This is a genomic window from Paractinoplanes atraurantiacus (assembly GCF_900215205.1).
Lineage (GTDB): Bacteria > Actinomycetota > Actinomycetes > Mycobacteriales > Micromonosporaceae > Actinoplanes > Actinoplanes atraurantiacus.
This window is the reverse complement of the sequence record NZ_OBDY01000018.1, coordinates 104,734-130,647: the sequence shown is the minus strand read 5'-3', so window position 1 is coordinate 130,647 and position 25,914 is coordinate 104,734. Positions and strand designations below refer to the sequence as shown.

Annotated in this window: 23 protein-coding genes; 11 read left to right on the top strand and 12 right to left on the bottom strand. The window is 69.9% G+C overall.

Annotated features, from left to right (window positions below):
* The first annotated feature begins 48 nt into the window (after window positions 1-48).
* Complete coding sequence (locus CRP55_RS53360; protein ID WP_179855415.1) at window positions 49-195, top strand: hypothetical protein; 147 nt, start codon at window positions 49-51, stop codon at window positions 193-195.
* Between the two features lie 49 nt (window positions 196-244).
* Here the strand turns inward: CRP55_RS53360 and CRP55_RS32355 are convergent, their stop codons facing one another.
* On the bottom strand, window positions 245-1,930 hold the full coding sequence (locus tag CRP55_RS32355; RefSeq protein WP_097325083.1) for a glycoside hydrolase family 13 protein: 1,686 nt from the start codon (window positions 1,928-1,930) through the stop codon (window positions 245-247).
* A gap of 82 nt (window positions 1,931-2,012) precedes the next feature.
* On the opposite strand from CRP55_RS32355, the gene CRP55_RS32350 reads away from it, so the two are divergent.
* The 4 genes from CRP55_RS32350 to CRP55_RS32335 are packed head-to-tail and all read left to right on the top strand — an operon-like array spanning window position 2,013 to window position 6,780.
* Window positions 2,013-3,023, top strand: a complete 1,011-nt coding sequence (locus CRP55_RS32350; RefSeq protein WP_097325081.1) for a glycosyltransferase family 4 protein — start codon at window positions 2,013-2,015, stop codon at window positions 3,021-3,023.
* A gap of 51 nt (window positions 3,024-3,074) precedes the next feature.
* Entirely contained in the window at window positions 3,075-4,214 is a 1,140-nt protein-coding gene (locus tag CRP55_RS32345; RefSeq protein ID WP_097325079.1) for a glycosyltransferase, read from the top strand.
* Window positions 4,211-5,293, top strand: coding sequence for a glycosyltransferase (locus tag CRP55_RS32340; RefSeq protein ID WP_097325077.1), 1,083 nt, complete (start codon window positions 4,211-4,213; stop codon window positions 5,291-5,293). The genes CRP55_RS32345 and CRP55_RS32340 overlap by 4 nt, the downstream gene beginning before the upstream one ends.
* Before the next feature lie 8 nt (window positions 5,294-5,301).
* Window positions 5,302-6,780 carry a glycoside hydrolase family 130 protein gene (locus CRP55_RS32335; protein ID WP_245923523.1) on the top strand — a complete coding sequence of 493 codons (1,479 nt, stop codon included), beginning with the start codon at window positions 5,302-5,304 and terminating at the stop codon, window positions 6,778-6,780.
* Here CRP55_RS32335 and CRP55_RS32330 read toward each other — a convergent pair.
* Window positions 6,774-7,442 carry a response regulator transcription factor gene (locus CRP55_RS32330; RefSeq protein WP_342751596.1) on the bottom strand — a complete coding sequence of 223 codons (669 nt, stop codon included), beginning with the start codon at window positions 7,440-7,442 and terminating at the stop codon, window positions 6,774-6,776. The two genes, CRP55_RS32335 and CRP55_RS32330, sit on opposite strands and share 7 nt — an antisense overlap.
* On the bottom strand, window positions 7,421-8,524 hold the full coding sequence (locus CRP55_RS32325) for a sensor histidine kinase (protein ID WP_097325071.1): 1,104 nt from the start codon (window positions 8,522-8,524) through the stop codon (window positions 7,421-7,423). Before CRP55_RS32325 ends, CRP55_RS32330 begins: the two co-directional genes overlap by 22 nt.
* A gap of 111 nt (window positions 8,525-8,635) precedes the next feature.
* Here CRP55_RS32325 and CRP55_RS32320 point away from each other — a divergent pair, with 111 nt between their 5' ends.
* Window positions 8,636-9,286: a YqeB family protein gene (locus CRP55_RS32320; protein WP_143235056.1), complete on the top strand. Its 651-nt coding sequence runs from the start codon at window positions 8,636-8,638 to the stop codon at window positions 9,284-9,286.
* On the opposite strand, the gene CRP55_RS32315 is transcribed toward CRP55_RS32320, so the two are convergent.
* Complete coding sequence (locus CRP55_RS32315) at window positions 9,283-10,092, bottom strand: methyltransferase domain-containing protein (RefSeq protein ID WP_097325067.1); 810 nt, start codon at window positions 10,090-10,092, stop codon at window positions 9,283-9,285. The two genes, CRP55_RS32320 and CRP55_RS32315, sit on opposite strands and share 4 nt — an antisense overlap.
* Window positions 10,093-10,172: 80 nt before the next feature.
* Here CRP55_RS32315 and CRP55_RS32310 point away from each other — a divergent pair, with 80 nt between their 5' ends.
* A complete protein-coding gene (locus CRP55_RS32310) occupies window positions 10,173-10,517 on the top strand; it encodes a diguanylate cyclase domain-containing protein (protein ID WP_097325065.1) in 345 nt (114 codons plus the stop codon).
* Between the two features lies 1 nt (window position 10,518).
* Here the strand turns inward: CRP55_RS32310 and CRP55_RS32305 are convergent, their stop codons facing one another.
* Complete coding sequence (locus CRP55_RS32305) at window positions 10,519-11,010, bottom strand: Uma2 family endonuclease (RefSeq protein ID WP_245923522.1); 492 nt, start codon at window positions 11,008-11,010, stop codon at window positions 10,519-10,521.
* Between CRP55_RS32305 and CRP55_RS32300 the strand changes: the two genes are divergently transcribed.
* On the top strand, window positions 11,009-12,034 hold the full coding sequence (locus CRP55_RS32300; RefSeq protein ID WP_097325063.1) for a Gfo/Idh/MocA family protein: 1,026 nt from the start codon (window positions 11,009-11,011) through the stop codon (window positions 12,032-12,034). The two genes, CRP55_RS32305 and CRP55_RS32300, sit on opposite strands and share 2 nt — an antisense overlap.
* Window positions 12,035-12,042: 8 nt before the next feature.
* On the opposite strand, the gene CRP55_RS32295 is transcribed toward CRP55_RS32300, so the two are convergent.
* Window positions 12,043-12,597: a TetR/AcrR family transcriptional regulator gene (locus CRP55_RS32295; protein WP_097325061.1), complete on the bottom strand. Its 555-nt coding sequence runs from the start codon at window positions 12,595-12,597 to the stop codon at window positions 12,043-12,045.
* 64 nt (window positions 12,598-12,661) lie between these two features.
* On the opposite strand from CRP55_RS32295, the gene CRP55_RS32290 reads away from it, so the two are divergent.
* From CRP55_RS32290 to CRP55_RS32280, 3 genes are read left to right on the top strand one after another with little or no spacing between them, the layout of a single operon-like run.
* Window positions 12,662-14,101, top strand: coding sequence for an MFS transporter (locus CRP55_RS32290; protein WP_097325059.1), 1,440 nt, complete (start codon window positions 12,662-12,664; stop codon window positions 14,099-14,101).
* Window positions 14,102-14,141: 40 nt separating this feature from the next.
* On the top strand, window positions 14,142-14,942 hold the full coding sequence (locus CRP55_RS32285; RefSeq protein ID WP_143235052.1) for a hypothetical protein: 801 nt from the start codon (window positions 14,142-14,144) through the stop codon (window positions 14,940-14,942).
* Entirely contained in the window at window positions 14,936-16,240 is a 1,305-nt protein-coding gene (locus CRP55_RS32280; protein ID WP_218854753.1) for a serine hydrolase domain-containing protein, read from the top strand. Before CRP55_RS32285 ends, CRP55_RS32280 begins: the two co-directional genes overlap by 7 nt.
* A 6-nt stretch (window positions 16,241-16,246) precedes the next feature.
* Here CRP55_RS32280 and CRP55_RS32275 read toward each other — a convergent pair whose 3' ends face one another.
* The 6 genes from CRP55_RS32275 to CRP55_RS32250 all read right to left on the bottom strand — a co-directional run bounded on the left by CRP55_RS32275 (window position 16,247) and on the right by CRP55_RS32250 (window position 25,736).
* Window positions 16,247-17,119 carry an alpha/beta fold hydrolase gene (locus CRP55_RS32275; protein ID WP_097325055.1) on the bottom strand — a complete coding sequence of 291 codons (873 nt, stop codon included), beginning with the start codon at window positions 17,117-17,119 and terminating at the stop codon, window positions 16,247-16,249.
* Between the two features lie 73 nt (window positions 17,120-17,192).
* Window positions 17,193-20,735 carry a discoidin domain-containing protein gene (locus tag CRP55_RS32270; protein WP_097325053.1) on the bottom strand — a complete coding sequence of 1,181 codons (3,543 nt, stop codon included), beginning with the start codon at window positions 20,733-20,735 and terminating at the stop codon, window positions 17,193-17,195.
* Window positions 20,736-20,829: 94 nt separating this feature from the next.
* Window positions 20,830-22,413: a glycoside hydrolase family 13 protein gene (locus CRP55_RS32265; RefSeq protein ID WP_097325051.1), complete on the bottom strand. Its 1,584-nt coding sequence runs from the start codon at window positions 22,411-22,413 to the stop codon at window positions 20,830-20,832.
* A gap of 68 nt (window positions 22,414-22,481) precedes the next feature.
* Window positions 22,482-23,354 (bottom strand): carbohydrate ABC transporter permease, encoded by an 873-nt coding sequence (locus tag CRP55_RS32260; RefSeq protein ID WP_097325049.1) that lies wholly within the window; start codon window positions 23,352-23,354, stop codon window positions 22,482-22,484.
* A 4-nt stretch (window positions 23,355-23,358) separates the two neighbouring features.
* Window positions 23,359-24,291, bottom strand: coding sequence for a carbohydrate ABC transporter permease (locus tag CRP55_RS32255; RefSeq protein ID WP_438865831.1), 933 nt, complete (start codon window positions 24,289-24,291; stop codon window positions 23,359-23,361).
* Window positions 24,292-24,350: 59 nt separating this feature from the next.
* Complete coding sequence (locus CRP55_RS32250; protein ID WP_097325045.1) at window positions 24,351-25,736, bottom strand: ABC transporter substrate-binding protein; 1,386 nt, start codon at window positions 25,734-25,736, stop codon at window positions 24,351-24,353.
* Window positions 25,737-25,914: the final 178 nt, after the last annotated feature.

Sequence of the window (25,914 nt, the reverse complement as noted above, 5' to 3'; positions counted from 1 at the left end):
GCCGCGGGGTATCTCGGCGCCGCCATCCCCACGGATCGAGGAGCATTCATGTCCATCCAGGGCGTCTTCTATCTCATCGCGGTCATCCTGCTCGTGCTGGCCGCCCTCCCCATCACCACCCGCGGGGTGAGCTTGGCTTTGCTGGGCGCCGCTTTCGCCCTGCTCGCCTACTCCTGGGACACCATCACCGGCTGACCCCACCCCAGGTCGGCGGCCGTCAGCGCCGCCGACCCGCACGTCGGTCCTACACCGTTCGGCGGTAGACCACTGCCTGCCATGGAGCCAGGGTGAGGCCGGACGGGGCCGGCAGGTTGGACAGGAGCAGTTCGGCGTCGGACCAGCCGTCGATCTCGGCGGTCACCTCGTGGCCGGAGAAGTTGCCGATCACCAGGAGCTCGGTGGCGTTCAGGCGGCGGGTGAAGGCGTACAACTGCTCGTCGTTCGGCAGCAGCATCGTGAAGTCGCCCTCCACCACTGCGGGCTCGTTGTGGCGCAGCTCGATCAGCTGACGGTAGTAGTGGTAGACCGAGTCCGGGTCGTCGTGCTGGGCGGCTGCGTTGATCTCCGGGTAGTTCGGGTTCGCGGCCAGCCATGGTGTGCCTGTCGTGAAGCCGGCGTTCGCCGAGGCGTCCCACTGCATGGGGGTTCGGGCGTTGTCGCGGCCCCTCGCCCTCAAGACGGTCAGCACCTCTTCCGGGGTCCGGCCCTCCCGGTCGACCGCCTGCGCGTAGTGGCCGAGCGCCTCGATGTCGCGGAAGTCGGCGATCGTACGGAACGGGAAGTTGGTCATTCCCAGCTCTTCGCCCTGGTAGATGTAGGGCGTTCCGCGGTGCAGGTGCAGCACCGTGCCGATCATCTTGGCCGACGCGACGCGATGTTGCGGGCTGTCGTCGCCGTACCGGGAGACCGCGCGCGGCTGGTCGTGGTTGTTCCAGTAAAGGCTGTTCCAGCCCACCTCGGCCAGGCCCGTCTGCCAGCGGTTGAAGATGGCCTTGAGCTTTGTCAGCTGCAGCGGGACGAGCAGCCACGGGTCGTCGCCGCGGTCGGCCCACACGTGGTCGAACTGGAAGACCATGTCGACCTCGCCGCGGGCCGGGTCGGTGAACAGCTTGGCCTCGTCGACCGTCACGCCGGGCATCTCGCCGACGGTCAGCATGGCGTCGCGGCCCGCGAAGACCTTCGCGTGCATCTCCTGGAGGAATTCATGAATGCGGGGCCCATTGATGTACGCCGGTGAGCCGTCCCCGTACGACGATCCGGCCGTGAGACGGCCGTCGGGAAGCGACGTGTCCTTGGAGATCATGTTGATGACGTCCATCCGGAAGCCGTCGACGCCCCGGTCGAGCCACCAGTTCATCATCTCGTAGACGGCCGACCGGACCTCGTCGTTCTCCCAGTTGAGGTCGGGCTGCTTCTTCGAGAACAGGTGCAGGTAGTACTCGCCGGTCTTCTCGTCGTACTCCCAGGCCGAGCCGCCGAACGCCGATCCCCAGTTGGTCGGCTCGGCGCCGGGCGTGCCGGGCTCCATGCCCTCGCGGGCGGGCCGCCACCAGTACCAGTCGCGTTTGTCGCTGGACGCCGACGAGCGGGAGTCGGCGAACCACGGGTGCTCGTCGGAGCTGTGGTTCACCACCAAGTCCATGATCAGCTTCATGCCGCGGGCGTGTGCGCCGGCCAGCAGCTCGTCGAAGATCTCCAGGGTGCCGAAGATCGGCTCGATGTTCTGGTAGTCGCTGATGTCGTAGCCGTTGTCGTCCTGCGGGGACGGATAGATCGGCGAGAGCCAGAGCACGTCGACGCCGAGACCGGCCAAGTGGTCCAGGTGTTCGATGATGCCGCGCAGGTCACCCATGCCGTCGCCGTCGGCGTCGGCGAAGCTGCGCGGGTAGATCTGGTAAACGACCGCGCTCTTCCACCAGAGATCCGTCATGCGTGTTGTCTAACACGAGAACGCGGCCGCAAACCGCTGGGCATACTATCCACGTGTTAACTACTAAAAAGTGGCGTTTGTCGTGAAGGTCGCCGTGCTGGGGCCGATCGCCTGGCGTACGCCGCCGCTGCACTACGGGCCGTGGGAGCTGATCACCAGTCTGATCACCGAGGGGCTGGTGGCCCGCGGGGTCGACGTCACGCTGTTCGCCAGCCTCGACTCGATCACCAAGGCCACCCTCGACGGCGTCGCGCCGACCGGCTACGAGGAGAACGACGAGATCGACGGCCGCGTCTGGGAGGCGCTGCACGTGGGGCACGCGCTGGCCCGCTCGGGCGAGTTCGACCTGGTGCACAACCACCTGGACTGGCTGCCGCTGGCCTTCTCGCAGCACTGCGCGGCCCCGATGGTGACCACGATCCACGGCTTCTCCGGCGCGAACATCCTCCCGGCGTACCGCCGGGCCCGGTCGCACTTCGTCTCGATCTCGGACAGCGACCGCTCCCCCGACCTCGACTATCTGGCCACCGTGCACCACGGCATCGACCTGGACGGTCTGCCCGGGCACACGCCGGGCGGCGAGGACCTGATCCTGTTCGGGCGCATCCACCCGGACAAGGGCACCGATCTGGCCATCGACATCGCCGAGCGGGCGGGCCGGCGGCTGATCATGTGCGGGATCGTGCAGGACCGGCGCTTTTTCGCAGAGCGGGTGGAACCGCGGATCGACGGGGACCGGGTCGTCTATCTGGGCTCGGTCGGTCCGGACGAGCGGGGCACGATCCTCGGGTCCGGGCTGGCGCTTCTTCATCCGATTCGCTTCGCCGAGCCGTTCGGGCTCTCGGTGGTCGAGTCGATGGCGTGCGGGACGCCCGTCATCGCGTACCGCAAAGGGTCGATGCCCGAGGTCATCGATGAGGGAGTGACCGGACACCTGGTCAGCAACGTGGACGAAGCGGTCGCGGCAATCGGGCAAATCGGCCGCCTGGACCGCGCCGCCTGCGCGAAACGGGCGCGGGAGCGGTTCTCGGCCGACCGGATGGTCGAGGACTATCTGACCATTTACCGCAAAATCGTCAGCTCTAAAGGTTAACGTCAGAATGCGAATTGCGCACTAAGGGGTGTATTTCCGAAAGGCCGACCAATGTCCGCGAAGTTTGGCTTTCTGAGCACGTACCCGCCCACCCAATGCGGTTTGGCGACCTTCAATGCCGCACTGGGAACGCATCTGAACGCCGGTGGCGCCTCCGGCGTGGTCCGGCTGCTGGCCGGCGACAGCGTCAGCGGCGGCATCGAGCTCGACCGCGCCGCGCCCCGCGTCGTGCACACCTGGCACACGGACACCCCGGGCGGCTGGCAGGCCGCCGCGAACGCGCTCAACCGCTTCGACGTGGCGATCCTCCAGCACGAGTACGGGATCTACCCCGGCGACGCCGGGGACGAGGTGCTGCCGCTACTGCACGCCCTGCGGATCCCGTCGATCGTCGTGCTGCACACCGTGCTGAGCAACCCCGACCCGTTGCAGCGCCGGGTGCTGGAGAGGATCGGCGCCTCGGCCGACGCGCTGGTCACCATGACCGACACCGCGCGGCAGCGGCTGTCCGGCGGCTACGACGTCGACCCGCGCAAGATCTCGGTGATCCCGCACGGCGCCGGCAGCCGGGCCGGCACCCCGCGCGCGGACCACGACCGCCCGCACCTGCTGACCTGGGGCCTGCTCGGGCCGGGCAAGGGCATCGAGTGGGCCATCCGCGCCCTGGCCCAGCTGGGCGACCTCGAGCCGAAACCGGTCTACACCGTGGCCGGGCGCACCCACCCCAAGGTGCTGGAGCAGTTCGGCGACGTCTACCGCGACTCGCTCAAGGAGCTCGCCGCCTCGCTCGGCGTGGCCGGCCAGATCGTGTGGGCCGACGCCTATCTCGAGGAGGCCGAGCTGACCCGGCTGATCCGCTCGGCCGATGTCGTGGTCCTGCCGTACGACTCGACCGAGCAGGTCACCTCGGGCGTGCTGATCGAGGCGGTCGGCGCCGAGATCCCGGTCGTGGCGACCGAGTTCCCGCACGCGGTGGAGCTGCTCGCCGACGGGCCGGGCCTGCTCGTGCCCCACCAGGACCCGGAGGCGATGGCGGTGGCGATCCGGCGCGCGCTGGCCGAGCCCCGCATGCCGGGCCGGCTCACCGGCCTGGCCGGCGGACCGACCCTGCGCTGGCCCGCGGTCGCGGCCCGATATCAGGCCCTGGCCGGCCGTCTGCTGCCCGCCCTCGCCACGCCGGTTCCGGCATGACGATCGGGCTCCGGCTGGTACCGCCGCCGATTCAGCTCGCCGACGCGCCACCGCCCGACTGGAGTCACGTCGCCCGCCTCTCCGACGACACCGGCCTGCTCGAGCACGCCCGCCACGCGATCGTGCGGCGTGAGCACGGCTACTGCGTCGACGACGTCTCCCGGGGGCTCCTGCTGATCAGCCGGGAACCCCGGCCGACCGCCCAGCTGGTCGGCCTGGCCGAGCGCTACCTGGCCTTCCTGACGCACGCGCAGGGCACGGACGGCGCGTTCCGCAACCGCATGTCGTACGACCGCCGCTGGACCGACGAGCCGTCGACCGGCGACTGGTGGGGCCGGGCGATGTGGGGCCTGGGCACCGCGGCCGCGCGCTCGACCGTGCCGTGGATCCGCCGGGAGGCGATGACCTCCTTCCGGCTGGGCCTGCGGCAGCGCTCACCCTGGTCGCGGGCCATGGCGTACGCGGCCCTGGGCGCGGCCGAGGTGCTGCGGGCCGACCCCCGCGACACCGAGGCGGCCCAGCTGCTGGCCGACGCGGCCACAGTGATCGGCCTGCCCTCCGCGGATCCGGACTGGCTGTGGCCCGAGCCCGAGCTGACCTACGCCAACCCGGCCCTGCCCGAGGTGCTGATCGCGGCCGGCGACCTGCTCGGCGACGAGCCGCTGCTGCGGGCCGGCCTGAAGATGCTGGCCTGGCTCTGCCGGCAGCAGGACAACGACGGCCACCTGTCAACGGTGCCGGTCGGCGGGTGGCGGCCGGGGGTGCCCAAGCACCGCTTCGACCAGCAGCCGATCGAGGCCGCGGCCACCGCCGACGCCTGCGCCACGGCGGCCGCGGTCACCGGCGACGACCGCTGGGACGAGCAGCTCTTCCGGGCGGTGGCCTGGTTTCTCGGGGACAACGACTCACAAACCGTCATGTACGACCCCCTAACCGGCGGATGTTATGACGGATTGACGGTAGAAGGTCCTAATGTGAACCAAGGAGCCGAATCAACCCTCGCGCTCGTCTCCACGCTGCAGCATGCCCGCAATCTGGTGAGCAGGAGCGCGACCCGACCGTCAGGCGGCCTAGCATGACCGCAGTCATGAATGCCCAATCGCTGATCACGCGCCACGACATCGTCATGGAGCCGGACGGCCGGCGCGTGGTGATCAAGCTGTTCGTGCCCGGCGAGGACGCCCAGGGCGTGAAGAACCGCACCCAGAGCCTCATCGAGCGCATCCTTCAGCTCGACGAGACCGAGATCGCCCGCCTGCTCGACGACGTGCTGACCCGCTTCGCCGGCCGGCACCACGACCTGCTCGGCGTCTTCCAGCACCACTACGAGCTGGTCCAGCACCGCGTGCCGAACGGGCTCGACCTCTCCCCCACGGCCCGGACGCTGATCGGCGCCTACTTCAGCCACGAGTTCGCGGTCGAGGCGGCGGCGCTGTGCAACCCGTCGATGGTGCCGCACCCCGACCAGACCGGGCTCGACGCCGGCGAGCTGCGGGTCGCGATCAGCCTGCGGCAGATCGGCGAGGGGCACATCTCCTCGATCGGCTTCTGCTCGGCCGTGCTCGGCCCCGGCGACCGCATCCGGATGGAGGACCGCGACGGTCCCCTGATGATCGGCCAGCGGGTCGGCGCGCAGCACTGGAAGAACCAGCTCGAGGCCGCGCTCATCGACGCCGGCATCGACCACGAGGCGGCCGCGTACGTGGTCTGCTCGCTGCCCGAGCGCTACACCGACCAGGACTTCGAGGACGTCATCGGCCACGTGCCGGGCGAGCTGCTGGCCCGGCCGACCTCGCAGGAGACGATCGACCGGATCCGGCACATCGTCACCGACGAGTACGCGGTGCAGTTCCCGCCGGCCGTGCCCCTGCACCAGCGGGTGCTGTGGCCGGCCACACCGGCCGAGAGCAACGGCATGGAGGACGCCCGCTTCGTGCGCGTCCTCGACCCGGACGGCCGGCACGTCTACCAGGGCACCTACACCGCGTACGACGGACGGCACATCTCGGGCCGGGTGATCTTCTCCCGCGACCTGCGGCACTTCGAGGTGACCCGGCTGCACGGCCCGGCCGCCCGCAACAAGGGCATGGCCCTGTTCCCGCGCTACATCGGCGGCCGCAAGATGGCGCTGTGCCGCTCGGACGGCGAGACGCTGGGCCTGAGCGTGCGCGACGACCAGCACCGCTGGCAGGCGGCCGAGCCGCTGTTGGTGCCGCACCGCGGCTGGGACCTGATCCAGGTCGGCAACTGCGGCTCGCCGATCGAGACGAGCGAGGGCTGGCTGGTGCTGACCCACGGCGTCGGCCCGATGCGCCGCTACGCGATCGGGGCCATGCTGCTCGACCTGGAAAATCCGGCCCGGGTCATCGCCGACCTGCCCGAGGGCCTGCTCGACCCGGACGAGATCGAGCGCGAGGGCTACGTGCCGAACGTCGTCTACTCGTGCGGCGGCCTGGTCCACGACGGCAACTTCTGGCTGCCGTACGGCGCGAGCGACGTCCGCATCGGCTTCGCCAGCGTCCCGGTCGAGCAGCTGCTCTCCCGCATGGTGCCGACCGGTTACTGATCCGCCGCGTCGTGCACTACCAGGGCGATCTGCACCCGGTTCGTGCACGACAACTTCGTGAAGATGCGTGAGACGTACGCCTTGACGGTGGCCGTGCTCATCAGGAGCTCCGTGGCGATCTCCTGATTGGTGCGGCCCTCGGCGACCAGGCGGGCCACGTCGCTCTCGCCCGGGCTCAGGCGCTGCAGGGCGGCCCGCGCCCGGGCCCGCCGCGGGTCGGCCGGCGCGCCCGCGACCAGGCCGATCATCTTCCGCAGCACCTCGGGCGACATCATCGGCTCGCCGGCGGCCACTTTGCGTACGGCCTCGGCGATGTGCAGCGGTGGGGTGTGTTTGAGCAGGAAGCCCCCGGCACCGGCGCGCAGGGCCCGGAGCACGTGATCGTCGGTGTCGAAGGTGGTCAGCACGATCACCTCGGGGGCGTCGCGCCGCTGCCGCAGCGACTCGGTGGCGGTCAGGCCGTCCATGCCCGGCATGCGGATGTCCATCAGCACGACGTCCGGCTTGTGCGTGTTGACCGAGGCCGCCACCTCGGTGCCGTCGACCGCCTCGCCCACCACCTCGATGTCGTCGAAGGCGGCCAGCATCATGGTCAGCCCGGCCCGCACGAGGGCGTCGTCGTCGACCAGCAGCACACGGATCACGTCGGCCACGGTAGCCAGGCCTTCAGCTGGAACTCACCGCCCGGGGTCGGCCCGTGCTCGAGCCGGCCGCCGATCAGGTGCACCCGCTCCCGCAGACCGGTGAGCCCGGCCCCGGCGCCGGGCAGGCGGCTGCCGCCCGCGGCGAGCGCGTTGCCCACCTCCACGGTGAGCCCCGGATCGGCGGTCCGGCTGATCGTGACCTCGATGGGCGCGCCGGGCGCGTGCTTGCGGGCGTTGGTCAGGGCCTCCTGCACGATCCGGTAGGCGCTGCGGCCCACCTGCTCGGGCACCCCGTCGGCGCCGTCGAAGATCAGGCCGACCTCGGCCCCGGCCTCGCGGGACTGCTCGACCAGCGCCGGCACGTCGCCCAGGGTCGGCTGCGGCCGGTCCTCGCCCGGCGTGCGCAGCATGCCGATCACGGTGCGCAGGTCCTCCAGGGCGTCGTGGGCCGACTGGCGGATCGTCCCGGCCGCCTTCTGCTCCTCGGGTGAGGCGTCCCGGCGTACCTCCAAAGCTCCGGCATGAACCGCGAGAAGAGAGATGCGATGGGCCAGGACGTCGTGCATCTCGCGGGCGATGCGCTCGCGCTCGGCCAGTCGGGCCTGCTCGACGCGCAGCCGCTGACCCTCCTCGGCCTGCCGGGCCCGCTCGGCCCACGAGGCCACCAGCTGCCGGTGCGACCTGATCAGCATGCCGATCGCGACCAGGCTGACGTTGAGCAGCACGATGAAGGTGACGCTCTCGTAGAAGACGCGGGTGAGGCCGAGTGCGAACCCGTAGACGACGGCGAGCGCCACGGCGTGCAGCGCGGCCAGGGCGATCGCGATCGGACCGCGGCGGTGCAGGGCGACGCTGAACAGGGCGATCGGCAGGGCACCCATCGGCATGGCGAAGAAGATGCCGAACGGGATCAGGGCGAGCGTCAGCGCGGCCGGGCGGCTGCGGCGGAACAGGATCAGGCCGGCCACCGCGATCGCGCCGGCCACGGCCTCGGCCCGCACCGGCCAGCCGTCGCCCTCGCCGAGCGAGTTGACGGTGAAGAAGACGCCGAGCGCGACCGCGACGGCGGCCAGGGTCAGCTCCACGAGCCAGCGGCGCATCACGTCACCGACGCTACCGGCGGCGCGCGGCCGCCGGCAGTCGACTTTGGTCTACGTCGCGTCGCCCTCGGTCGGTATCCGCCGGCCTGTTCTCACCGGAGACTCAGTGGCGTGACGACGACTGTGCCCACCCCGTGGTGGCTCCGCACCCTGGTGTGGATCGTGGCGCCCGCGCTCGGCTACGGCCTGGCCGCGCTGCTCAACCTGCTCAGCGGCGTCGAGTGGCTCCCCGGGCCGTTCGGGTTGATCGAGGAATTGCCGGAGGTCGTGACGACGTACGTCACCCCGGCCTTGGGTGTTGTCCTGGGTCTGGTCCTGGCCGCGCTGATCGATGCCGAGTCACTGAAGGTGCAGGTGTCGACGGCCGAGGTGGTGCTGACCCGGCCCGGTCATCGGCGGGCCGTGCCGCGGGCCGACATCGCGGTGGTCTTCCCCGACCGCGACAGGCTCGTGCTGCTCGGGCGTACCGGCCAGGAGCTGGCCCGCGAGCCCACCCTCGTGATGTCACGGCGCGTACGAGCCGCCTTCACCGAGCACGGCGTGCCGTGGGCGGACGAGGACCCCTATCTGGCCGCTTACCGCCGCTGGGTGCCTGATCTGCCGGACATCTCGCCCGCGGCCAACGCGATCCTGGCCGAGCGGCAGAAGGCCCTGAAGTCGGGCGACGAGGACGAGCTGCGCGACCTGCGCGAGGAGCTGGGGCGGCTCGGCATCGTGGTGCGCGACGTCAAGAAGAAACAGTTCTGGCGCCACGCCTCCTAGACGGTTCCGGTTACCACCCAGATCGTCAGCACCGCGAGGAAATCACCCCGGGCGCCGGCTGCTTCGACATGCGAGAACCACTTCTCCCGTACGCCCGCAGCCGTCATCCAGGCATCCTCGGGCACACCGGGGTTGAGCATCGGCAGCACCACCGCGGCCGACTCCGGATCGGGGAACAGGCACGTCACCGGGGTCGCGCCGACGTCGCGCAAACCCTTGCCGACCAGACGGCGCCGCAGCGTGCGGCCCATGTCGGCCCGGCGCGGCGTGAGCCGGCCGTGCATGTCGTCGATGACCGTGCGGGCCAGCGCCGGCGGCACCCCGTCGAAGGCCAGCGAGGTCCAGTCGGTGTCGATCAGGCAGAGCCGCCCGCCGGGCCGGGTCACCCGGATCAGCTCGGCGATGGCCACGTCGGCGTCGTCGACGTGCTGGAGCACCCGCTCGCACCAGACCCCGTCGACGCTGTCGGCGGGCAGGTCGATCGAGGCGAGGTCACCGACGGTGTAGCGCACGTCGCCGCCGTCGTGGCGCTCGACGGCGGCCGCGATGGTCGCGGCCGACGCGTCCAGGGCGATGACCTCGCCGCCGGTCTCGCCGGCCAGCCGGCGGGCCACGTCACCGGCGCCGCAGCCGGCGTCGAGCATCCGCCAGCCCGCCTCGGGGCGCAGCGCCTCCTGGGCCGTACGACGGACCCGCCGGATCTCCGGGTGGCGGCCCATCGCCTCGAGCGCGGCCAGCAGCATCGCGGTCAGCTCGCGAGGCTGGCCGTCGAGGTCGGCCCAGGGGGTGCGCTCCATCTGCTTCATGCGGCAAATGTTGACGCATGAAAGGCTTCGGAGCCGGGTCCCGGTCACTCATCCGACAGGAAGGATCACGCAACGTACGCATGTCGTCGCAGCGCCGGTCGATGCTTCCGCGGCGAGGACCCCCCGGTTCCGGCCTCAAGGACCCGATCGGCGCCCTCGCGCCGGCCCTGGCCTCCACTGTCGTGACCGACGCCACCAAGGCCACCGAGATCGCCGCCGGCCTCTGCACCCTGCTCGCGACCCCGGTGCCCCTGACCGCGGCCACGGTGACGGTGGGCGCCAGCATCGGCGTGGCCCTGAGCGAACCAGGAATAACGGTCAAGGGCCTGACCCGCCGAGCCGGCCTGGCCATGTACGCCGCCAAGATCTTGGGCAAGAACCGCATCGAAACCTACTCACCCGCGACCCACGCGGTCGCCGCGTGATCTACCCGCGCCGGCGGCGATCCAGCAAGGAAGCCATCTCCAGCTCGAAGGGGAACGGCTCCTCGGCGGCCTCGACGGTGTTCCCCACGTCGTCCGTGTCGGCCACGACGAAATCCGGCTGAAGAATGCGCCCACTGGCGAGTCGCAGATTGACGTACTGCAGGGCCAGGAGGCCGGCGCGTTCGGCCGCGGCATTGAGGCCCGCCGCGAGCAGGAATGAGATGCGCTGATGGCGCTTGCTCGGCGCGGGGCTCACCCACAGGCTCCCATCGATGAGCTCGACCCGGTTCGCGGTCTCGCCGAGCGCGAAGTATTCGTCCTCGCTCCACGGCTCGGGATGGTCCAGCACGGCCACGCTCATCGGGATCGCCTCACCTCTCGGCGGATGCTGCCGCAAGCGTCCCATGCCCACCCCCGCCGATGCGACGATTACCAGCTGGCCGGGCGGACCGCGGATCGGGGGCGGCAGAGGATGTGGCAGGCTTTCCGGCATGAGTGACGCGGTGCGGTTCGGGCTTGTCGGGTACGGCTCGGGTGGGCGGATCTTTCACGCCCCTCTGATCGCGTCGGCGGCGAACATCGAGTTCCTCGGCGTGGTCACCACCAACGAGGAGCGCCGGGCCGAGCTGGTCAAGCAGCACCCCGAGGCGGCGGCTTTCGACTCGATCGCGGCCATCGCGGCGGCGGGGGCCGAGGCGGTCACCATCTCGACGCCGGTCGGCACCCACGCCCCGCTCGCGCTCGAGGCGATCTCGCATGGGCTCAGCGTGGTCGTGGACAAGCCGTTCGCGGTCGACGCCGGCGCCGCCCGTGAGGTCGTCGCGGCCGCCGCCGCGAAAGGCGTCAAGCTCAGCGTCTACCAGAACCGGCGCTGGGATTCCGATCTGCTGACGCTGCGGCGGCTCATCGCGGACGGGCAGCTCGGTCAGATCCGGCGTTTCGAGTCGCGTTTCGAGCGCTGGCAGCCGGAGCGCAAGGTCGGCGCGGCCGGCGGCGGCACCCTCATGGACTTCGGGTCCCACCTTGTCGATCAGGCCCTGCTGCTGCATGGTCCGGCGGTTCGGGTGTACGCCGAGATGCGCGGCTCCGGTGAGCTCGACGACGACATGTTCATGGCGCTGCACCACGTCGGCGGCGTCGAGTCGCACCTGTGGGGCAGCTGGCGCCAGCCCGCGCCGGGCCCGCGCTTCCGGGTCGTCGGCACCACCGGCGCCTTCATCACCGGCTTCGACGGCAGCATCGACATCCAGGAGGAGCTGCTCAAGGGCGGCCGATCCCCGGCCGAGCTGGGCGACCAGTGGGGCGTCGAGCCGCTCCAGGGCAAGATCTTCCGCGGCGACGAGGGCACCGCGGTGCCGACCGAGCGTGGTCGCTGGGACACGTTCTACCCGGCCTTCGCGGCCGCGGTCCGGGGCGAGGGTCAGGTTCCGGTCGACCCCGAGGACGCCGTACGGACGATGACCGTCCTCGACGCGGCCCGGCGCAGCGCCCGCAGCGGCGAAGCCGTGCGCCTTTAGACAAGCCTCTAGGCTCGGATGCCGCTCAGCGCGAAGCCGAACACCCGGTCGCGCTGGGCGTCGTCGACGAAGGCGCCGCCGGTCAGGCCGGAGATCATGCGCAGGACGTCGTCGAAGCTGGCGTCGGCGCGGACCTCGCCGGCCTCCTGGGCGCGGGTGAACAGCGGCTCCCCGGCCTCGTACATCGTGGCGCGGCAGGAGCGGAACATCTCCGACTCGCGGTTGAGCGCCTCGATGACCGCGCGCTTCGTCACCGCGTACCGGACGAATTGCTCCAGCCAGGCGCTCAGCGCCTGCCATGGCGGCAGCGCCGCGACCTTCTCGGCCACCTGGCGCAGCTGGTCGATCTCGTCGACGTAGACCGCCTCGAACAGATCCTGCCGTGCCGGGAAGTTGCGGTAGAGCGTGCCGATGCCCACCCCGGCCCGGCGGGCGATGTCTTCCAGGGACGCGTCGGTGCCGTTCTCGGCGAACGCGCCACGCGCGGCGGCGAGCAGCGCGTCGAAGTTGCGCCGCGCGTCGGCACGCTGCGGCCGGCGCACCGCGACAGGCACGTCAGTCATCGAGACCCTCCTCACACCGTCCGGCGGTTGCAAACCGGAGGCAACCCTCCACTAATCTGGAGGCATGCCTCGACTTTATCAGAGCAAGCCGCGAACGACCTTCGCGGTGCTGGCCGCCGCCGCGGCGGCCTTCTCGCTCATGCAGTCGCTGGTGACGCCGGTTCTGCCGACGATCCAGCAGGACCTGCACACGTCCGCCGGCACGGTCACCTGGGTGCTCACCGCCTGGCTGCTGTCCGCGTCGGTCGCCACTCCCCTGATGGGCCGCATCGCCGACATGCTCGGCAAGGACCGCACGCTGCTGGTCGCGCTGGCCGCGATCGCCGTCGGCTGCCTGGTCGCCGCGATCGCCCCGAACATCACGGTCCTGATCGTCGCCCGCGTCCTGCAGGGCCTCGGCGGCGCCGTCTTCCCCGTCTCGTTCGGCATCATCCGCGACGAGTTCCCGGCCGAGCGCGTCTCCTCGGCCGTCGGCGTCCTGGCCGCCGTGATCGCCACCGGCAGCGGCCTCGGCATCGTCCTGGCCGGCCCGATCGTCGGCGCCCTCGACTGGCGCTGGCTGTTCTGGATCCCGATGGCCGTCGTCACCGTGGTCGGCGTCGCCGCCTGGCGCTTCGTGCCACCGTCACCGGTACGCACCCCCGGCAAGGTCAACTGGGTCGGCGCGGCCCTGCTCTCGGCCTGGCTCGTCGCCCTGCTGCTCCCGCTGAGCAAGGCCACCAGCTGGGGCTGGACCTCCGGAAAGACCCTGGGCCTGTTCGCCGCCGCGGTGGTGCTGTTCGCGGCCTGGCTGCTGGCCGAGGTCCGCTCGGCCAACCCGCTGATCGACATGCGGATGATGCGCCTGCCCGCGGTCTGGACCACCAACCTGGTCGCCCTGCTGTTCGGCGCGGCCATGTTCGGCGTCTTCGCCTTCCTGCCCCAGCTCGTCCAGGTGCCGAAGGCCTCCGGCTACGGCTTCGGCGCCTCGGTCACCGAAGCCGGCCTGATCATGCTGCCGATGCTGGTCATGATGGCCGTCTTCGGTTCGCTCAGCGGCCCCCTGACCCGCTGGCTCAGCGGCAAGGTCCAGCTGTTGATCGGCTCGGCCCTGGGCGCGCTGGCCGCCCTGTCCTTCGCCCTGGAGCACGGCGACCGCTGGAGCCTGTCGATCGCCGGCGCCGTCTTCGGCGTGGCCCTCGGCCTCGTCTACTCCTCGATGATCAACCTGATCGTCCAGGCCGTCCCCCGCCACCAGACCGGCGCCGCCAGCGGCATGAACACCAACATCCGCACCATCGGTGCCTCCATCGGCACCGCGGTGGTCAGCTCCATCGTCACCAGCCACCCCGGCCCGGCCGGCCTCCCGGCCGAGTCCGGCTACACCACGTCGTTCCTGATCCTCGCCGCCGTGGCCACGGCCGCCTTCCTGGTCGCCCTGCTGGTCCCCACGGCCCGCCCCGCGACCACCGAGGAGAAGCACGAGCCGGAGGTCCTGCCCGAGCTCTCCCCCGTCGAAGTCTGACGGCTCCCACGCCGGAGGGCGCCCGCGCTACTGTGCCGCGGTGCGCCCTCTCGCCGTCGCCACGGTCGCCGTCCCGCCTTCTCGGCGCGTGACCTTCATCTCCGGCACCGGCTGGCTGGTCACCCACCGCGAGCAGAGGTCGGTGACGGTCCTCGACCCCGGCCTGGGCGATCCGGCCCACGTCGACGTTCCCGTGGCGGCGGCGCCCTGTGAGCCGAACTGCCACCTCGACCGCCACGGGGTTCTCTGGGTCTATCTGCCGACCGGCGACGAATTGGTGGCCCACGACGCGGTGACCGGTGAGGTGATCGCCCGCGAACGGCTCGCCTCCTCGGTGGGCGCGGCCGGTTTCTGGCCCCATCCCGACGGCAAGCGGCTGGGCCTGTCCGTGGCCATGGGCCAGGACACGCCGCTGAGCCACCTGGCCGAGCTCGTCGACGGGCGGATAGTGGGACGTGATCTGCCCGGCGAGTTCCTCAACGGCTTCTCCTCCGGGGGCGACCGCTATCTCTCGCTGCCGCACGACATAAGGGAGATCGCCCTCCGCGACGTGACCACCGGAGCGGTGACCGTCGCCTGTCACGCCGGGGAAGAACTGGAGGCCGCGCTGGTGAGCGACGACTTCGTTCTCGTGGCGCACAACCATGAAGGACATCACCTACTCACCACCCGGAGCCTGAGCCGGCAGGCCGACGTCGATTACGGGACGCTCCGCAACTCGATCGCCGCCACCGACGGGCGTGGGCGGTGGATGACGAACGGGCGGGACGGCGTCCTTCGGCTGTGGGAGCTTCCCGAGCGGGTCGTCGACGAAGCGGAAGGACAGCAAGCCCTGTGGTGAGGTCATCGGAGCTGGACGAATGGATCGGCGAGGTCGCCGAGCGGCATCAAGTTCCCGGCCTCGCGGTGGCCGTCGGTCATCGGGGTGAGCTGGCCGAGGCGGCGGCCGGAGTGGTCAATGTGGAGACCGGAGTGGCCACCACGACGGACACCGTCTTCCAGATCGGCTCGGTCACCAAGGTGTGGACGGCCGTGCTCGTCATGCAGCTGGTCGACGAGGGCCTCGTCGATCTCGACCAGCCCGTGCGGCGCTACCTTCCCGAGTTCGCGCTCGTCGACCCCGAGGCCACCGAGACGGTCACCGTGCGGCAGCTGCTGCTGCACACCGGCGGCTTCGACGGTGACCTGTTCGAGGACACCGGCCGCGGCGACGACGCCGTCGGCCGCTATCTGGCCCATCTCGGCGGTCACGCCGGTCAGTTCGCCGCGCCGGGCACCCTGTACTCGTACTCCAACGCCGGCTACAGCGTGCTCGGGGCACTCGTCGCCCGGCTGCGCGGCTCGACCTGGGAGTCCGTGCTGCGGGAGCGTCTCCTCGAGCCCTCGGGCATGCGCCATGTCGCGCTGCTGGCCGAGGAGGCGATCCTCTTCCGGGCTTCGGCCGGCCACTGGAAGGGCGAGCTGATCCGGCCGTGGCAGCTGCCCCGGTCGATCGGGCCGGCCGGCGCCTCGCCCTGCGCGGCGCCGCGCGAGCTGGTCCGGTTCGGGCGGCTGTTCCTCGACGGGAAGTTCGCGGCGATGACCACGCCGCAGCTCGACCTGCCCGGCGTCCCGGAGCGGGGCGCCCGGCGGCGCGGGCTCGGGCCGGTCCTCTACGACTGGGACGGCACGACCGCGATCGGCCACGACGGCGACACCATGGGGCAGGCCACCCAGTGGCGGGTCGTGCCCGATCATGATCTCGTCGTCGCGCTCAGCACCAACAGCGCCGTCTACCGCCCCGTCTTCGACGAGCTGCTCGACCGGATCGTCCACGAGCTCACCGGCGTGACCGTCCCGGCCCGGCCGGCGCCGTCCGGGCCGGGACAGCCCGGTCCGGCGCCCTTCGCGGGGCGCTACCGTTTTCCGCTCGCCACCTACGACGTGGTGGCCACGGGTGACGGCTTCGACGTGACGTCCACACCGCTCGGGTTCGCCGCGCAGTTCGACGAGAATCCGGCCACCGAGAAGTACGTCTTCCTCAGCGGGACCACTTTCATCACCGCGCGGCCGGTCGACGGCAAGTACTCGATGCTCACGTTCCTCGACGGCGGCCGCTATCTCTACGGCGGCCGGGTCGCCGAACGCGTCGACGAATGACGGTGGTCAGGAGTTGCTGTGCGCGAGCAGGCTCTCCACCACGGCGTCGATGCCGGCCAGCAGCGACAGATGTCCCTCACCGGGCAGCAGGTGGGCCTCGGCCCCGGGCACGTGGGTGGCCAGCCACTGCCCGTGCGCGGGCGGCACCATGCGGTCCTCGCCGCCCTGCCAGACGGCCACCGGCACCTTGATGTCCTCGACGCGGAAGCCCCAGTCGGACAGGAACGCCAGGTCGTCCTCGCGCCAGCCGGCGATGCCGGCCGACACCGAATAGCGCGACGACTCGGCCAGATAGTCGGCGAACTCGCCGGTCAGCGCTCCCTTGTCCACACCGGACAGCAGGTCGCCGAACGCCTCGGCCACGTCGGCCCCGGTCACCCGGGCCAGGCCTTCGGCCATCTGGGTCAGAAGCCGATCGAGTTCCGGTACGCCCTGAGCGGCCGCACCGAACTCGGCGATGTTCTCCTCGCCCATGCCGGCCATCCAGTCGAGCCCCGGCGCCTGGTAGGGCGCCACGCCCGCGATGAGGGCCGCGCCCAGGCACCGCCCGGGCAGCCGGGCCGCGCAGGCCAGCGCGTGCGGCCCGCCCCCGGACCAGCCGATCGTCACGAAGTGCGCCGCCTCGAGCCCGTCGAGCAGCGCGGCCACGTCGCCCGCGACGTCGGCCACCCGCCGCCCCGGATGGGGCGACGACCCCGCGTACCCGGCCCGGCTCGGCATGATGATCCTCAGGCCGTGCCGGACCGCCGAGGCGAAGACCGGCTCGTAGCGCACCGCCCCCGACGGCGTGCCGTGGTGGAAGACCAGCGGCAGCCCGCCGGTCGGCCCCTCGACGAGGTATTCCATCGTGCGCCCGTCCGGCAGGTCGATTCGCTCCACAACCCGAACATACGCATCAAACAGCCGGAATGGGGCCCGCGGGGGACGGATCGCGGGCCCCAAAGGGAGAGGGTCAGTTCCGGATGATGGTGAAGGTGCTCGTGGGGTTCTCGATGTCCCGGTAGTTGTTGCTGAACTGGAGGTTGGTGAAGGTGGCCGAGCCGACCGCCGGGCCCTGTCCGGCCTCGGGCATCGGGTTGGCCCAGATGCCGTACCCGGACTTGGCGTCGTAGGCGTCACCGCTGCGCTGGGCACCGCTGATGGTCACGTTGGTGAAGACCGTGTCCTGGACGATGTTCTGCGGCTGCCCGCCCACGTAGTTGGTCTGGAACATGATTCCCGAGTACGTGGGGTCGACGATGTCGACGTTCGAGACCCGGATGCCCTGGAAGATCTTCGACGCGCTGAACACCCAGATCGCCGGGAAGACCTGCGCGCCCCAGAAGTGGCCGCCGGCCCGGACGATCGAGATGTTGTCGAAGACCGTCGGCGGGTTGGCCCCGAACCCGTTCATCGGGTAGCCGAAGTCCAGCGAGCTGATCGTGATGCCCGAGTAGACCAGGGTGTCCGCGATGTAGATGTTCTTGAACGTGTTCGCGTAGCCGCCGTAGACCGCGAGACCGGCCGCCCGCCACGTCAGGATCGACGTGAGGTTGGAGAAGGTGTTGTTGATCTCGTCGGCGCCGCCGGCGTCGATCGCCGAGAACAGCGCGAAGCTGTCGTCGCCGGTGGCCCGGGCCTCGTTGTTGTCGACCAGGTTGCCGGTGCTGCCGTTGGTCATGTTGATGCCGTCGGCGAAGGTGTTCCGGATCCGGGCGTTCTTGATGACCATGTTGTCGGTGTTGGCGCCCCAGTAGAGGCACACCACGTGCTCGGTCCAGATGTTGTCGATGGTGATGTTGGCCGTGTTGGCGAAGTCGAAGACCTTGCCCGGCCCGTCGATGCGGATCGTGTAGTTGCCGAAGAACGCGAAGTCGGCGAACGTCGAGCCGTTGGCCGTGCTGTCGGCCCGGAAGCCGGCGTCGGTCTCGGACTGCGTGGACGGGGTGTAGAAGCGCGTGTACCAGGGGCCCGCACCGACCACGCGGATCGACTTGCCGTACACCTGGAACTTGTTGGAGGTCTGGTAGTCGCCGGCCGGAAGGTAGACGCCGATCTTCGACGAGTCCTGGCGAGCGGTGTCCAGGGCGTTCTGCACCGACTGCTGATCAAAGCCGGTCGGCACGACGTACTTGGAGGCGTCCGGATTGGCCTTGGGGGCGACCTGCTCCAGGTTGATGAAGTCGATCGCGATGTTGCCGGAGTTCGCCGCGTCCTTCTGCAAACGAAGAGTGCTGCCGGCCGGGAACGAGCCGGTGAGCAGGATGTTCGCCTCGTCATAGATGTGCCGCGGGCCGGTGCCCGAGTTCTGCGGCGCGGTCTCGTTGCCGTAGAGCCAGGCGTACTTGGAGGTCAGCGGGAGCGTCTTGTTGAGCGAGCCGTTGACGTAGACGTTGACCGAGCTGGTGGTGCCGTCCGGGATGGAGAACCGGGCGACGACGGTGTTGGTCGCCGCGCGGGTGGTCCACTGGACGTACGCGCCGGTCTGGTTGAGGGTCACGGCCTTGCGGCCCGACGCCTCACCGGCGAGATCGCCGACGGTGCGGTTGGGGCCGACGACGGCCGCGCCGCCACCGGTCTGGCCGTCCTCGGCCTCGTAGTAGTCGTACGGCATGTTGGCGCCGCGGCCCACGAAGAACGACTTCTCGCTGGTGTTGTTGGCCTGCTTGACCGGCAGCTCGTTGCCGTCGTCGGCGACGACCGTGCGGACCGTGTAGCGCCCGTTGACCGCCGTCCAGGTGCCGAGGCTGATCGCCGGTGAGGACGCGCCCGCCGCGAGGGTGCCGCTCCACGACCCGGTGAGCGTCTTCACCACGGTCGAGCCGTTCAGGATCGTGACGGTGACGCCGTGCGCGCCGCCGGCCGAGGCCGCCGAGCCCTGGTTCTTCAAGGTGACGGAGAAGGTCGTCGTCTGCCCGGCCGTCGGGTTGCCCGGCGACCAGGAGACCGCCGAGGCGATCAGGTCCGAGCTGCTGACCGGCGTGACGGTCAGCGAACCCGTGGCCGAGTTGTTGGCCTCGTTGGTCTCGAAGACCGTGTTGGCCTCGTCGACCTTGGCGACGATCTGGTACGTGCCGGCGTCGCGAGCGCCGATGGAGGCGGTGACAGTCGCCGACGCGCCGCCCGCCAGGGCGCCCACATTGGCGGTGCCGACCTTCGCCGTACCCAGGTAGAAGTTGACGGTGGTGGCTCCGCTGGACACCGTGCCCGCGTTGCGCACGGTCGCCGAGAGGGTGACCGTGTCGGTCTCGACCGGCGAGGCCGGCGAGGCCGAGGTGGCGGTGACGGTGAGGTCCGGGTTCGGCGCGGCGTTGCCGATGACCTGGAGCTCGGCGACCTGTCCGCTCGGCGCGCCCGAGTTGGCGGTGAAGGACAGACGCAGGTCAGCGGTGGTTGCGCTGACCGGGACGGTCACGGTGTTGCCGGAGGCGGGATTGAAGGTGTACGTCGCCGAGCCGGCGATCGTCGTGTAGGCCGACGAGCTCTGGTCGCGCCCGAGGATCGCGAACGTCTGCTGCCGCGTGCCCCACGAGCTGTCCGGGTTCAGCTTGACCACGACCGACGACACGGCCGCGTTCGCGCCGAGCTTGACCGTCAGCGTGGCCGGATAGGCGCTGCCCTCCCAGTAGGTGGCGGTGTTGTCGTCGTTGGCGTTGGTGGCCACGAAGGTGTGCACCACCGACGACGCCTCGATCGGCTTGCCCAGGGCCAGGTTGCTGCCCGGGGTGGATGTGCCGGTGCGGGTCACCGTGTTGCTGGCGGCCGACACGTTGCCCGCGGCGTCCTTGGCCCGCACCTGGTACGAGACGGTCGCGCCGGCCGGCTGCGAGTCGGTGTAGGTCAGCACGTTGCCGGCGACGCTGGTACGCAGCGCGCCGTTGGCGTAGACGTCGTAGCCGGTGACGCCGACGTTGTCGGACGACGCGCCCCAGGTGAGCCGGATCTGGCCCGAGGCGGGCTGGGTGTAGGCGAGGTTGCCCGGAGCGGACGGCGCCTGCGTGTCGGTGCCGGACACCGGCCCGTACACCTCGAGCTCGGAGATCTGACCGGCCGCCCAGCCGGTGTTGCCGGTGATGGTCAGCCGGACGAAGCGGGCCGCGGCCGCGGTGAAGTCGATGGTGACGGTGTTGCCGGTGGCCGGGTTGAAGGTGTAGCCGGCACTGGCCTTGAGGGTGCTGAACGAGGAACCGTCGGTGCTGCCCTGGACGGTCAGGGTCTGCGTGCGGGTCGCCCACGCGGTGGCCGGTGGCAGCTTGAGCACGGCCTGGTTGACCTGCGTGGCCGTGCCGAGGTCGACCTGGAGCCACTGCGGGAAGGCGTTGTTGTTGCTTTCCCAGTACGAGTTGGCGTTGCCGTCGCCGGCGTTGCCGGCCGGGTAGACGTCGGTATAACTGCTGGCACTGAAGGTCTTGCCGACGGCCAGGTTGGGGCCGGCGGCGCTGGCGGGGGAAGGTGCGACGAGGACGGTGGCGACGATGCCGGCCGCCGCTAAGGCGGCCAGGAGCCGTTTCTTCATCTCGGGAGCGAACCTTTCATCCGTGAAAGGCCCCCTTCTTCTGCTCGTCGGTGGCTGCCGAGGGGGTGGATCCCCGGCAGCCGACCGCCGGGGATCAGAGCAGGCGCAGCCAGACGGCGGTATCCGGGGGGAGGCGGTCACCGTCGAGAGGGCCACTGGCGAGCAGAAGGGACTCGTGGTCCGGCAGGGCGATCGGGGCGCCGGACATGTTGACGACGCAGGCGAACCTGTCGCCGCGGGTGTAGGCGAGCACGTTCTCGCCGGCGTCGATCCAGGACATGGCCGGCTGGTGCAGGCCCTCCTCGGTACGGCGCCGGGCGATCGCGGATCGGTAGAGCTCGAGCATCGAGCTCGGGTCGCCGGTCTGGGCCTGGACGGTCCGGTCCTTCCACTCGGCGGGCTGGGGAAGCCACGGGGAACCGGTGGTGAAGCCGAACGGCTCGGTGTCGCCGGTCCAGGGCAGCGGGACGCGGCAGCCGTCACGGCTGTGGCCGCGCCGGCCCCACATCGGGTCCTGATATTGCTCGGGCGGGATGTTCTCGTTCTCCCAGAGGCCGAGCTCCTCGCCCTGGTAGATGTAGGTGGCGCCGGGCAGCGACAGCGACAGCAGGGCGGCGGCCCGGGCCCGGCGGGTGCCCAGCTCGAGGTCGACCGGGGTGCCGTCGAGGTTGTTGTCGAAACTGAAGGTGGTGTCCTGGCGGCCGTAGCGGGTGACGTGCCGGGTGACGTCGTGATTGGACAGCACCCAGGTGGCCGGGGCGCCGATCGCCTTGTGCGCGTGCAGGGTGCGGTCGACGCACTCACGCATCAGGGCCGGATCCCAGGCGCAGCCGAGGAAGTCGAAGTTGAACGCGGCGTGCAGCTCGTCCGGGCGCAGGTAGTTCGCGAACCGCTCGACCTCCGGCATCCAGACCTCGCCGATCAGGGCGCGGTCACCGCCGTACTCGTCGGCGACGCGGCGCCAGGCCCGGTACACGTCGTGCACGCCGTCGAGGTCGTGGAAGGGGTGGGGCTCGCCGTCGCGTACCTCGGGAAGGCTCTCGTCCTTGAGAAGCAGGGCCGCGGAGTCGATGCGGATGCCGTCGACGCCACGGTCGAACCAGAACCGCAGGATGCTCTCGAACTCGGCCCGCACGTCCGGGTGGTCCCAGTTGAGGTCGGGCTGCTCGGGCGTGAAGAGGTGCAGGTACCACTGGCCGTCGGGGACCCGGGTCCAGGTGGTGCCGCCGAACTCGCCGACCCAGTCGGTGGGCATCTCGTCACCGTTCGGCCCCCGCCCCGGACGGAACCAGAAGTAGTCGCGCTCCGGGGCGTCCGGCGAGGCCAGGGCCGCCTTGAACCACGGGTGCTCGCTGGAGATGTGGTTCGGGACGATGTCGACGATCATCCGGATGCCGGCCGCGTGCGCCTCCTCGACCAGCGCCTCGGCCTCGGCCAGCGTGCCGAAGGCGGGGTCGATGTCGCGGAAGTCGGCCACGTCGTAGCCGGCGTCGGCCATCGGCGACGGGTACCAGGGGCTCATCCAGATCGCGTCGACGCCCAGGTCGGCCAGGTGTCCCAGGTGGGCCCGGATGCCGGCGATGTCGCCCACGCCGTCGCCGTCCGCGTCGGCGTAGCTGCGCGGATAGACCTGATAGATCACCGCGTCGCGCCACCACTGGGAGTCTTGGTGAGACACTTTTTGCCCGCTTTCTGTGCACGCTGAGGCTGACGGTTTTGGCAAACCGCCCGTTTTACGTGGATTTTCTAGCCTTTGAGGCTGCCGGTCGTCAGACCCGACATGATGTTGCGCTGGAAGATCAGGAAGATGATCACGGTCGGGATCGCGGCGATGACCGAGGCGGCGATCACCACGTTCTGCGGGGTGCCGCCGGCGAAGGCGTAGATGCCGACGCTGAGCGTGCGCGTCTCCGGTGACGGCATGACCAGCTTGGGCCAGAGGAAGTCCTTCCAGACCGCGGTCACCGCGAAGATCGACACCACGCCGAGGATGGGCCGCGACATCGGCAGGATGATCGACCACAGCGTGCGCAGTGGCGACGCGCCGTCGACCTGGGCCGCCGCGATCAGGTCCTCGGGGATCGAGTCGAAGAACCGCTTCAGCAGGAAGATGTTGAAGGCGTTGGCGACCAGCGGCAGCCAGATGGCCCACGGCGAGTCGAGCAGGTTCACGTGGATGATCGGCAGGTCGATCGCCGTCACGTACTGCGGGACGATCAGGACCATGGCCGGGATCATCAGCGTGGCCAGCATCGCGGCCAGGATCACGTTGCCGAACGCGGGCCGCAGCTTCGAGAGGGCGTACGCGGCCGCGGTGTCGAAGACGAGCTGGAAGAAGACCGCGCCGGCCGCGTAGTAGAAGGTGTTGAACATGAGCTTGGCCAGCTCGAGGTTGTTCCACGCGTCGGCGTAGTTCTGCAGCTCCGGATCGCGCGGCCACAACGTCGGCGGGGTCTGCGCGATCTCCTGGCCCGACTTGAAGGCGCCGGTGACCATCCAGTAGAGCGGCCCGAGGAACACCAGCGTGAAGCCGAGGACCACGACGCCGAGGACCGCCCAGTAGAGGAACCGGCCGCGGCCCCGCCGGAGCTGCGCCTGCGAGATGAGGGTACGGGTCATCGTCTCAGTCCTGTTTCGTGGTCAGTCGCACGTAGACCGCGCTGAAGGCGCCCAGCACCAGCAGCATGATCACGCCGAGGGCCGCGGCGCCGTTGAGGTCGTTCTGGAAGAAGCCGTGCTGGTAGATCAGGTAGGCCACCGAGGTCGCCGAGTCCTGCGTGCCGGCGCCGTTGGCCAGGATCAGGGGCTCGATGAACAGCTGCATGGTGGCGACGATCTGGAGCATCGCCAGCAGGGCCAGGATGAGCCGGGTCTGCGGGATCGTCACGTTCCAGACGCGGCGCGCGATTCCCGCGCCGTCCAGCTCCGCGGCCTCGTACAACTCACCCGGAATGTTCTGCAGTGACGCCAGATAGATCAGCACCGCGCCGCCCATGTTCATCCACGTCGAGGCGATCACCATGGCCGGGATCGTCATGCTCGGCGACTGCATCCACTCCGAGGTGGGCAGGTGGAAGAACGCGAGGATCGCGTTGAAGAGACCGGCTTCGCTCGGGTCGTACGCGTAGTACTTGAACAGGAAGAGCGCCGAGGCCGGCGGCAGCATCACCGGCAGGTAGACCAGGACCCGCAGATAGCCCTTGAAGTGCCGGAACTCGTTGAGCAGGATCGCCACGAAGAACGGCAGCAGATAGCCCAGGACCAGCGCCAGCAGGGTGAAGACGAACGTGTTCTTCCAGGCGATCCAGAAGCTCGGGTCGGCGATGATGCGGGTGTAGTTGTCCCAGCCGACCCAGGTCGTCTCGCCGCGGCGGGTGCGCTGGAAGCTCATCACGATGCCGCGGATCATCGGGAACCACATGAAGAGGGCGAAGCAGGCGACCGCCCCGATCAGAAAAGCGTGGCCGGTGAGGTTGTCCCTGAGCTTCCGTCCCCGTTTTGTCCTCTGTACCGGCGCGGGCGGGGTGGGCTGCTTCGTGATGTGCGGCGCCACGATCGTCAAGGGGAACTCCTTTTCGACGGGCGCGAGAGCTTGCGCTCTCGCGCCCGGGTGAATCAGCTACCGGCGGCCTGGAGCTGGTTGACCTTGGTCTCGGCCGTCTTGAGCAGCTCGCCGATGTTCGCGTTCGGGTTGGTCAGCACACCCGACATCGCCGAGTCGAGCACCGCGTAGATCGCCTGGGCGTTGCGCGGCTCACCCTTGATCGGGACCGGGTTCTGCTCGAACGGCGCGAAGTTGGCCGTGTCGAGGTTGGCGTTGGCCTTGCGCAGGTCGAGCTCCTGCTTCTGCGCCTCGCTGCCGTTGGTGAACAGCAGCGGCTGGGGCAGGCCGACCGGGTAGTTCTGCGGCTTGGCCCGCGCGTAGTCGAACTGGCCCTTGCCCGGGGTGAGCTTCTGGTACGCCAGCCACTTCAGACCGGCCTTGACCTGGTCGTCGGTGAGGCCCTTCTTGAAGAAGTAGCCCTCGCCGCCGCCGAGGGTCGCCTTGGCCGCGCCGTCCTGGCCCGGCATCGGGCCCATCGCCCAGTCCTCGTACTTGCCCTGGAACTGGCTGACGATGGCCTGGGTGGCGTCGGGCGCGCCGATGAACATGCCGACCTTGCCGGCGCCGGCGTTGGTCAGCAGGTCGCCCCACTGGAGCAGCTGACGGCTGCCCATGCTGTTGTCGCCGTAGCGCATGTCCTTGAGGTTCTGCAGGACCTGCTTGCCCTGGGCGTTGTTGAAGTCGGCCTTCTTGCCGTCCTCGCTGAGGACCTGGCCGCCCTGCGAGTAGATCTCGGCCGTGAAGTGCCAGCCGCCGGTGTTGCCGGCGCTGTACTCGGAGAAGCCGGCGATGCCGCCGCCGAGGGCGGAGATCTTCTTGGCCGCCGTACGGACCTCGGCCCACGTCTTGGGCGGAGCCGCCGGGTCGAGGCCCGCCTTCTTGAACAGCGCCTTGTTGTAGACCAGGCCCATCGAGTAGTTCTTCACCGGTACGGCGTAGAGCTTGCCGCCGTCGGTGAAGACCTCCTTGAGCGCGGGGTCGACGCTGTCCCAGGTCGGGATGGTGTCCTTGTTCGCCAGCGAGGTGATCTCCATGGCCTGACCGGAGTCGAGCACCTGCGACAGGTCGGTCATATATCCGTAGAAGACGTCGGTCATCGTGCCGCCGGCCAGACGGGCGGTGAAGTCCGGCGGGTTGTTGCACTGCTCGCCGACGCTGACGCTCTTGATCGTGATGTCGGGGTTGTCCTTCTCGAACGCCGCGACATCCGCGTTCCAGTTCGCCAGCAGCTCCTTCTGCGCGCCGACGGGCTGGCAGTCGACGGTGATCGTGGTCTTGCCGGCGGCGTCGGTCCCGGAGTCGTCGTCGCTCTTCGTGGAGCAACCCACCAGGCTGCTGAGCCCCAGGCCGGTCGCGAGCGCCAGGGCCGCGACCTTCCGGTACTGCGGTGTGGACATCTGTCCATCCCTTCAGGAACGGGTGTATCCGTGGCTATCGATAGATTGCGGGTTTGGGAAGTGAGTGGAGTCACTGTAACGAGACCGACCTGTTTCGGCAAGGTTTCGATCGTTCGCTGAAAAAACACGACTGCAACACCGGCAGATGTCGAGATTGTGAGCCCAGACACTCCTGGGC

Excerpts from the sequence above, each read along its gene's own strand:
- CRP55_RS32270 (WP_097325053.1), bottom strand. The coding sequence starts at position 20,735 with ATGAAGAAACGGCTCCTGGCCGCCTTAGCGGCGGCCGGCATCGTCGCC.
- CRP55_RS32325 (WP_097325071.1), bottom strand. The coding sequence starts at position 8,524 with ATGCGCCGCTGGCTCGTGGAGCTGACCCTGGCCGCCGTCGCGGTCGCG.
- CRP55_RS32295 (WP_097325061.1), bottom strand. The coding sequence starts at position 12,597 with ATGACTGACGTGCCTGTCGCGGTGCGCCGGCCGCAGCGTGCCGACGCG.
- CRP55_RS32310 (WP_097325065.1), top strand. The coding sequence starts at position 10,173 with ATGTCGTCGCAGCGCCGGTCGATGCTTCCGCGGCGAGGACCCCCCGGT.
- CRP55_RS32355 (WP_097325083.1), bottom strand. The coding sequence starts at position 1,930 with ATGACGGATCTCTGGTGGAAGAGCGCGGTCGTTTACCAGATCTACCCG.
- CRP55_RS53360 (WP_179855415.1), top strand. The coding sequence starts at position 49 with ATGTCCATCCAGGGCGTCTTCTATCTCATCGCGGTCATCCTGCTCGTG.
- CRP55_RS32335 (WP_245923523.1), top strand. The coding sequence starts at position 5,302 with ATGAATGCCCAATCGCTGATCACGCGCCACGACATCGTCATGGAGCCG.
- CRP55_RS32315 (WP_097325067.1), bottom strand. The coding sequence starts at position 10,092 with ATGAAGCAGATGGAGCGCACCCCCTGGGCCGACCTCGACGGCCAGCCT.
- CRP55_RS32345 (WP_097325079.1), top strand. The coding sequence starts at position 3,075 with ATGTCCGCGAAGTTTGGCTTTCTGAGCACGTACCCGCCCACCCAATGC.
- CRP55_RS32300 (WP_097325063.1), top strand. The coding sequence starts at position 11,009 with ATGAGTGACGCGGTGCGGTTCGGGCTTGTCGGGTACGGCTCGGGTGGG.
- CRP55_RS32250 (WP_097325045.1), bottom strand. The coding sequence starts at position 25,736 with ATGTCCACACCGCAGTACCGGAAGGTCGCGGCCCTGGCGCTCGCGACC.
- CRP55_RS32260 (WP_097325049.1), bottom strand. The coding sequence starts at position 23,354 with ATGACCCGTACCCTCATCTCGCAGGCGCAGCTCCGGCGGGGCCGCGGC.
- CRP55_RS32340 (WP_097325077.1), top strand. The coding sequence starts at position 4,211 with ATGACGATCGGGCTCCGGCTGGTACCGCCGCCGATTCAGCTCGCCGAC.
- CRP55_RS32305 (WP_245923522.1), bottom strand. The coding sequence starts at position 11,010 with ATGCCGGAAAGCCTGCCACATCCTCTGCCGCCCCCGATCCGCGGTCCG.
- CRP55_RS32290 (WP_097325059.1), top strand. The coding sequence starts at position 12,662 with ATGCCTCGACTTTATCAGAGCAAGCCGCGAACGACCTTCGCGGTGCTG.